Annotated in this window: 7 protein-coding genes; 6 read left to right on the top strand and 1 reads right to left on the bottom strand. The window is 62.1% G+C overall.

The features are described 5' to 3' along the window. Window positions 1-28: 28 nt before the first annotated feature. From ilvA to GV819_RS24795, 4 genes are read left to right on the top strand one after another with little or no spacing between them, the layout of a single operon-like run. Window positions 29-1543, top strand: a complete 1515-nt coding sequence (gene ilvA / locus GV819_RS24810; RefSeq protein WP_161758684.1) for a threonine ammonia-lyase, biosynthetic — start codon at window positions 29-31, stop codon at window positions 1541-1543. 40 nt (window positions 1544-1583) lie between these two features. Next, the gene (locus tag GV819_RS24805; protein ID WP_161758683.1) at window positions 1584-2012 is read left to right on the top strand and encodes a DUF2269 family protein; all 429 of its coding nucleotides are present in this window, start codon (window positions 1584-1586) and stop codon (window positions 2010-2012) included. 25 nt (window positions 2013-2037) lie between these two features. Further along, window positions 2038-3294: an SDR family oxidoreductase gene (locus GV819_RS24800; protein WP_161758682.1), complete on the top strand. Its 1257-nt coding sequence runs from the start codon at window positions 2038-2040 to the stop codon at window positions 3292-3294. Beyond that, entirely contained in the window at window positions 3291-3758 is a 468-nt protein-coding gene (locus tag GV819_RS24795; protein WP_161758681.1) for a DUF2269 family protein, read from the top strand. The genes GV819_RS24800 and GV819_RS24795 overlap by 4 nt, the downstream gene beginning before the upstream one ends. Before the next feature lie 73 nt (window positions 3759-3831). On the opposite strand, the gene GV819_RS24790 is transcribed toward GV819_RS24795, so the two are convergent. Next, window positions 3832-4488, bottom strand: coding sequence for an HAD family hydrolase (locus GV819_RS24790; protein ID WP_161758680.1), 657 nt, complete (start codon window positions 4486-4488; stop codon window positions 3832-3834). 144 nt (window positions 4489-4632) lie between these two features. Between GV819_RS24790 and GV819_RS24785 the strand changes: the two genes are divergently transcribed. Together GV819_RS24785 and ptsP are read left to right on the top strand one after the other, a co-directional pair. Beyond that, on the top strand, window positions 4633-5112 hold the full coding sequence (locus GV819_RS24785) for an RNA pyrophosphohydrolase (RefSeq protein ID WP_011064073.1): 480 nt from the start codon (window positions 4633-4635) through the stop codon (window positions 5110-5112). Window positions 5113-5134: 22 nt separating this feature from the next. Further along, window positions 5135-7414, top strand: a complete 2280-nt coding sequence (ptsP, locus tag GV819_RS24780) for a phosphoenolpyruvate--protein phosphotransferase (protein WP_161758679.1) — start codon at window positions 5135-5137, stop codon at window positions 7412-7414. The last annotated feature ends 52 nt before the right edge of the window (window positions 7415-7466 follow it).

The following is a 7466-nucleotide window of genomic DNA, read 5'->3' as shown; positions in this document are numbered from 1 at the left end:
TGCCCAACCCGCCCAGTGATGCTTTCCGATGCTCGAACAGTACGTTAAGAAAATCCTCACCTCGCGCGTTTATGACGTTGCCGTAGAAACCCCATTGCAGACTGCCCGCCAGCTCTCCGAGCGGCTGGGCAATCAGATCTGGCTCAAGCGTGAAGACTTGCAGCCGGTGTTCTCGTTCAAGATTCGCGGCGCCTACAACAAACTGACCCAGCTCACCGAGGCCGAGCGCGCCCGTGGCGTGGTCACTGCATCGGCGGGCAATCATGCCCAGGGCCTGGCCCTGGCGGCCAAGGTGTTGGGGGTCAAGGCGACTATCGTGATGCCCAAGACCACTCCGGAGATCAAGGTCGAAGGCGTGCGTTCGCGTGGCGGCAAAGTGTTGCTGCACGGCGACACTTTTCCGGAAGCGCTGGCCTACTCGCTGAAGCTGGTGGACGAAAAAGGCTACGTCTATATCCACCCCTACGATGATCCTCACACCATTGCCGGGCAGGGTACGGTGGCCATGGAGATTCTGCGTCAGCACCCGGGGCCGCTGGATGCGATTTTCGTTCCGGTGGGCGGCGGCGGGCTGATCGCTGGCATCGCCGCCTACGTGAAGTACCTGCGTCCTGAGATCAAGATCATCGGTGTCGAGCCGGATGACTCCAACTGCCTGCAAGCGGCCATGGCCGCAGGCGAGCGAGTGGTGCTGCCGACCGTGGGTATCTTCGCCGACGGGGTGGCGGTGGCGCAGATCGGCCAGCACACCTTCGATATCTGCAAGGATTACGTCGATGAAGTGATCACCGTCAGCACCGACGAGATCTGCGCGGCGATCAAGGATATCTACGACGATACCCGCTCGATCACCGAGCCTGCCGGCGCCTTGGGTGTGGCCGGGATCAAGAAGTATGTCGAGCAGCGCGGCATCACCGGGCAGACCCTGGTGGCCATCGACTCCGGCGCCAACGTCAACTTCGATCGCCTGCGCCATGTGGCCGAGCGCGCCGAGTTGGGTGAGGGCCGTGAAGCCATCATCGCCGTAACCATTCCCGAGAAGCCCGGCAGCTTCAAGGCGTTCTGCGAGGCCGTGGGCAAGCGCCAGATTACCGAGTTCAACTACCGCTACAACACCGGTAGCGAGGCCCATATTTTCGTTGGCGTGCAGACCCACCCGGAAAACGATCCGCGCAGTGCCTTGATCGCCAGTCTGACCGAGCAGGGTTTCCCGGTGATCGACCTGACCGACAACGAGTTGGCCAAGCTGCACATCCGCTATATGGTCGGCGGCCACGCGGAGAAGGTCAGCGACGAAGTGGTGCTGCGTTTCGAGTTCCCGGAGCGTCCGGGGGCCCTGTTCAACTTCCTCAACAAGCTGGGTGGGCGCTGGAACATCTCGATGTTCCATTACCGTAACCACGGCGCGGCAGATGGCCGGGTGGTCGCCGGCCTGCAAGTGCCGGCCGATGAGCGTCATCTGGTGCCGGCGGCCCTGGAGCAGATCGGCTATCCATACTGGGATGAAAGCGATAACCCGGCGTATCAGTTGTTCCTCGGTTGAACGACTACGCTGAGGATCGAAGCCTTAAGGAAGCGAAAACATGGAAACACTGACCACGCTGAAGACCCTTCATATGCTGGCCACCGTGCTGCTGCTAGGCAGTGCGTTGGGGCTGGCGATCTGGGTTTGGCGCTTGCGCCGCCAGGGTGATGCGACGGTATACAGCCGGATCTTGCATCGTCCGGGGCTGTTCGGCTGGCTGCTGCTGGCGCTCGGCTTGCTGAGCCTGCCGTTTACTGGCTGGTGGATGGTGCACCTGGTGGGCTGGCCGCTGGGGCAGACCTGGATCCTGGCTTCCAGTGTGCTTTACACCCTGGGTGCCCTGGCTTGGTTATGGCTCATGGTGCGGCTCAATCGCCTGCGGGTGGCCAAGGCCGCCAGTGGTTTGACCTTCACCCTGGTGCTGGCCGTCTTCAGCGTCGTGTGTTTTGTGGCCATTGCCGGCCTCATGGGCGCCAAGCCGGTCTGACCCGGCGTAAATTCTAAGGATTGTCATGAAGGTTGTTCTGGTGGGGGCCACAGGGTTTGTCGGCCGCCATCTGCTGGCGGCGTTGCACGCCGCCGGTCATCAGTTGATCGCCACCAGTCGTTATCCACAGTCCCGGAGCTTGCCGGGAGTGGAATGGCTGTCACTGGATCTTGATCGTCTGGGGCTTGAATCACAGCCCTTTGTCTTACCTGCCGATACCGACCTGCTGATCAACGCCGCCGGGTTGTTGAGCAGCGACGCGCCATCGCTGACCCTGACTCAGGATCTGGGCACTCGTGCGCTGTTCGACCTGGCTGCGGTCCGGGGTGTGCCAGTGCTGCAGATTTCTGCCTTGGGCGCAGGGGCCCAGCCAGATGTGCCATTCCTGGCGAGCAAGGCGGCTGCGGATGATTACCTGCTGCGCCTGAATATCCCGGCGGTGGTGTTGCGTCCATCGCTGGTGCTTGGCGCCGGCGGGGCCAGCAGTCGTTGGCTGGCACGCCTGTCGCCCTGGCCGCTGATCCCGTTGTTGTCCTCCAAGGCGCAGATTCAGCCCTTGCATGTGGATGATCTGTGTGCGGCCGTATTGGCCCTGCTCAGGCAGTGGCCGCAAGAATCCATGGTGCTGCCTTTGGTGGGGCCTGAGCGGATGACCATGGCGCAGTTACTGGATCACCTGCGCGCGGCTCAAGGCTGGGCCCCGGCGCGTTATTTCCAGCTCCCCTCAGCCTTGTTGACGTCGGTGAGCGAGGTGGGTGATCGCTTGGGTTGGAGAGCACTGAACTGCCAAACCCTGAGCATGGCCCGGCGGGATAGTCTGGCGTCTCCCGAGGTGCTGGCAGCAGTCTGCGGATATCACGCGGCGCCCCTGGCAACACGCCTGCAAGACTGGCCGCAGGCAGCGCAAAGCGTTCAATTGGCCCTGCGGCCATTGCTGCTGGCGGTCATGGTGCTGATCTGGTTGGGTACCGCGCTGGTGTGCATCGGCCCTGGCTACGACTGGGGCCTGCGGATCATGGCCGAGGCCGGGGTGCAAGGCGTTTGGGCGGTGTTGGCGGTGATCGGTGGATCACTGTGTGATGCCGTTCTGGGTATCGGCCTGCTGCTGCGGCGTTGGCGTCGGCGAGCCCTGCAGGCGCAACTGCTGCTGATGTTCGGCTACACCCTGATCATCAGCCTGATCCTGCCGCATTTCTGGTTTGACCCTTATGCCGCCGTAGCCAAGAACCTGGTGTTGATGGTGGCGACCCTTTGGCTGTTGTGGACCGAACCTCGCCGATGAGCGCTTATCTGCTGTTGAAAACCCTGCATATCCTGTCCTCGACCATTCTCTTCGGTCTGGGTGCGGGCTCGGCTTACTACGCGCTGCGGGCGTGGCGCAGCGGCAAGCTGGAAGTGATAGCCGTGACCTTCAAGCACCTGGTGTTCGCCGATTGGGCTTTTACTGCCACCACCGCGGTGTTCCAGCCGCTGAGCGGGCTGGGGCTGGTGCATCTGGCGGGCTGGCCGATCCAGCAAGCCTGGCTGATGTGGAGCCTGGGGCTCTACGTGCTGGCGGGGCTGTGCTGGTTGCCGGTGGTCTGGTTGCAGATTCGCGTGCACAAGATGGCTGAGCAGGCGTTGCGGGATGGGACGCCGATGCCGTTGCAGGCAGGTCTGTATATGCGTTGGTGGTTCGCCTTGGGGTGGCCGGCGTTTCTGGCCTTCATGGCGATTTTCTATTTGATGGTGGCCAAGCCGGCTTAGGGTCGGCTCAGCCTCTTCGCTGACAAGCCAGCTCCTGCAACAACCTGTAGGAGCCAGCTTGCCGGAGACCTGCTTAATTGCGCAGGGTGATCACCTGCCAGCCGCGCTTGTGTGCTTCAGCTTGCAGGTTCGGGTCAGGATCGACGGCCACCGCGGTGGTCACTTGCTCCAGCAGCGGCAGGTCGTTCATCGAGTCGCTGTAGAAGTAGCTGTCCTCCAGGCTATGTCCGGTTTCCTCCAGCCAGCGCTTGAGACGAGTGACCTTGCCTTCGCGAAAGCACGGCACGTCGGTGCTGCGCCCGGTGTAGCGGCCGTCGTGCATTTCGCATTCGGTGGCGATCAGGGTTTCGACCCCCAGGCGCTCGGCAATCGGTGCAGTGACGAAGCGGTTGGTAGCGGTAATGATCACCAGCTTGTCGCCGGCATCACGGTGCTTGGCCAGCAGTGCCAGGGCCTTGGGCAGGACAATCGGCTCGATGCAGTCGCGCATGTAGTCGCTGTGCCATTGTTCGAGCACGGCCATTTCGGTGCGGCCGAGGATTTCCAGGCAGAAGTTCAGGTAGGCAGCGTTGTCGAGCTTGCCGGCCAGGTAGTCCTGGTAGAACTCGTCATTGCGGGTCTTGTAGGCGATGGGATCGAGGAAGCCCCGTTCACACAGGTAGTCGCCCCAGGCGTGGTCGCTGTCGCCGCCCAAAAGCGTGTTGTCCAAGTCGAATAAAGCCAGGCGCATTGCAGTTACTCGCTGAAAAGTCACGGAGAAAGGGGCCCAGAATACGGTCTTTTCACAAGAGTGCACATAAGCTGAGCAGCCTCGTTGCTGCATTCCCAAGCTTTGTGGAACAATGCGGCGACATGCGTTTGCGAGGTTGTAGCCGTGATCGACCCCGATGGTTTCCGCCCCAATGTCGGGATCATTCTGACCAATGATGCCGGACAGGTGCTATGGGCTCGCCGTATCAATCAAGACGCTTGGCAGTTTCCTCAAGGGGGCATCAACCCCGACGAGACGCCGGAAGACGCCTTGTACCGCGAGTTGAACGAAGAAGTGGGTCTGGAGCGCGAAGATGTGCAAATTCTCGCCTGCACCCGGGGCTGGTTGCGCTATCGTTTGCCGCAGCGTCTGGTCAGGACCCACAGCCAGCCGCTGTGCATCGGCCAGAAACAGAAATGGTTTCTCCTGCGCCTGATCTCCAACGAGCAGCGGGTGCGGATGGATTTGACCGGTAAACCGGAATTCGATGGCTGGCGCTGGGTCAGTTATTGGTATCCGTTGGGCCAGGTGGTGACATTCAAGCGCGAAGTGTATCGCCGCGCTCTCAAAGAGCTTGCCCCGCGCCTTTTAGTGCGCGACTGACGACGGAGTTCGACCCCGAGCCATGCTCAATACGCTGCGCAAGATCGTCCAGGAAGTTAACTCCGCCAAGGATCTCAAGGCGGCGTTGGGGATTATTGTATTGCGCGTCAAAGAGGCCATGGGCAGCCAGGTCTGCTCGGTCTATCTGCTGGACCCGGAAACCAACCGCTTCGTGCTGATGGCCACCGAGGGCTTGAACAAGCGCTCCATCGGCAAGGTCAGCATGGCCCCCAACGAAGGCCTGGTAGGCCTGGTGGGCACCCGGGAAGAACCCCTCAACCTGGAAAACGCTGCCGATCACCCGCGCTACCGCTACTTTGCTGAAACCGGTGAAGAGCGCTACGCCTCGTTCCTCGGCGCCCCGATCATTCACCACCGCCGCGTAGTCGGCGTTCTGGTCATCCAGCAGAAGGAGCGTCGTCAGTTCGACGAGGGCGAAGAAGCCTTCCTGGTGACCATGAGCGCGCAACTGGCCGGGGTAATTGCCCATGCCGAGGCCACCGGCTCGATCCGCGGCCTGGGGCGCCAGGGCAAGGGTATCCAGGAGGCCAAGTTCGTTGGTGTGCCGGGCTCCCCCGGTGCCGCGGTAGGCAGTGCGGTGGTGATGTTGCCGCCGGCCGACCTGGACGTGGTGCCGGACAAATACATCACCGACATCGACGCCGAGCTGGGGCTGTTCAAGACCGCCCTGGAAGGGGTGCGCGCCGATATGCGGGCGCTGTCGGAAAAACTCGCTACCCAACTGCGCCCGGAAGAGCGCGCGCTGTTCGACGTCTACCTGATGATGCTCGACGACGCCTCCCTGGGCAGCGAAGTGAAAACCGTGATCAAGACCGGGCAATGGGCCCAGGGCGCGTTGCGCCAGGTGGTCACCGATCACGTCAACCGTTTTGAACTGATGGACGACGCCTACCTGCGTGAGCGTGCGTCGGACGTCAAGGACCTGGGGCGCCGGCTCCTGGCCTATCTGCAGGAAGAGCGCCAGCAGACCCTGGTCTACCCCGACAACACCATCCTGGTCAGTGAAGAGCTGACCCCGGCCATGCTTGGCGAAGTGCCGGAAGGCAAGCTGGTGGGGTTGGTCTCGGTACTGGGTTCGGGCAACTCCCACGTGGCGATCCTGGCCCGGGCCATGGGCATCCCGACGGTCATGGGCCTGGTCGACCTGCCGTACTCCAAGGTCGACGGCATCCAGATGATCGTCGATGGCTACCACGGCGAGGTCTACACCAACCCCAGCGACGTGCTGCGCAAGCAATTCGCCGATGTGGTGGAAGAAGAGCGGCAACTGGCCCAGGGCCTGGACGCGCTGCGTGATCTGCCCTGCGTGACCCTGGACGGCCACCGTATGCCGCTGTGGGTCAACACCGGCTTGCTGGCCGATGTGGCTCGGGCGCAGAAGCGCGGGGCCGAGGGCGTCGGGCTGTACCGCACCGAAGTGCCGTTCATGATCAACCAGCGTTTCCCCAGCGAGAAAGAGCAGCTGGCGATCTATCGCGAACAACTGGCGGCTTTTCATCCGCAGCCAGTGACCATGCGTAGCCTGGATATCGGTGGCGACAAGTCGCTGTCGTATTTCCCGATCAAGGAAGACAACCCGTTCCTGGGCTGGCGCGGTATCCGCGTAACCCTCGACCACCCGGAGATCTTCCTGGTGCAGGCCCGGGCCATGCTCAAGGCCAGTGAAGGCCTGAACAACCTGCGCATCCTGCTGCCGATGATTTCCGGTATCCATGAGCTGGAAGAGGCCCTGCACCTGATCCACCGTGCCTGGGGCGAAGTGCGCGATGAAGGCACCGACGTGCCGATGCCTCCAGTGGGGGTGATGATCGAGATTCCGGCGGCGGTGTACCAGACCAAGGAACTGGCACGGCAGGTGGACTTCCTTTCAGTGGGCTCCAACGACCTGACCCAATACCTGCTGGCGGTGGACCGCAACAACCCGCGGGTCGCCGATCTCTACGACTACCTGCACCCGGCTGTGTTGCAAGCCCTGCAGAACGTGGTGCGCGATGCCCATGCCGAGGGCAAGCCGGTGAGTATCTGTGGCGAGATGGCCGGTGATCCGGCGGCAGCGGTGCTGTTGATGGCCATGGGTTTTGACAGCCTGTCGATGAACGCCACCAACTTGCCGAAAGTGAAGTGGATGCTGCGTCAGATCAACCTGAGCAAGGCCAAGGAACTCCTGGCCGAGATGATGACCATCGACAACCCGCAAGTTATCCACAGCTCGCTGCAATTGGCGCTGAAGAAGCTCGGGTTGGCACGAATGATCAACCCGGCTTCGAGCAAGACCCTCTAATCGAGGTGCTTTCTTCGCCGGCAAGCCGGCTCCTACACAGGCCTGTGTAGGA

Source organism: Pseudomonas sp. Fl5BN2, from assembly GCF_009908205.1.
Lineage (GTDB): Bacteria > Pseudomonadota > Gammaproteobacteria > Pseudomonadales > Pseudomonadaceae > Aquipseudomonas.
This window is presented reverse-complemented; position numbering and strand designations above follow the sequence as displayed.

Excerpts from the sequence above, each read along its gene's own strand:
- ilvA (WP_161758684.1), top strand. The coding sequence starts at position 29 with ATGCTCGAACAGTACGTTAAGAAAATCCTCACCTCGCGCGTTTATGAC.
- GV819_RS24805 (WP_161758683.1), top strand. The coding sequence starts at position 1,584 with ATGGAAACACTGACCACGCTGAAGACCCTTCATATGCTGGCCACCGTG.
- GV819_RS24800 (WP_161758682.1), top strand. The coding sequence starts at position 2,038 with ATGAAGGTTGTTCTGGTGGGGGCCACAGGGTTTGTCGGCCGCCATCTG.
- GV819_RS24795 (WP_161758681.1), top strand. The coding sequence starts at position 3,291 with ATGAGCGCTTATCTGCTGTTGAAAACCCTGCATATCCTGTCCTCGACC.
- GV819_RS24790 (WP_161758680.1), bottom strand. The coding sequence starts at position 4,488 with ATGCGCCTGGCTTTATTCGACTTGGACAACACGCTTTTGGGCGGCGAC.
- ptsP (WP_161758679.1), top strand. The coding sequence starts at position 5,135 with ATGCTCAATACGCTGCGCAAGATCGTCCAGGAAGTTAACTCCGCCAAG.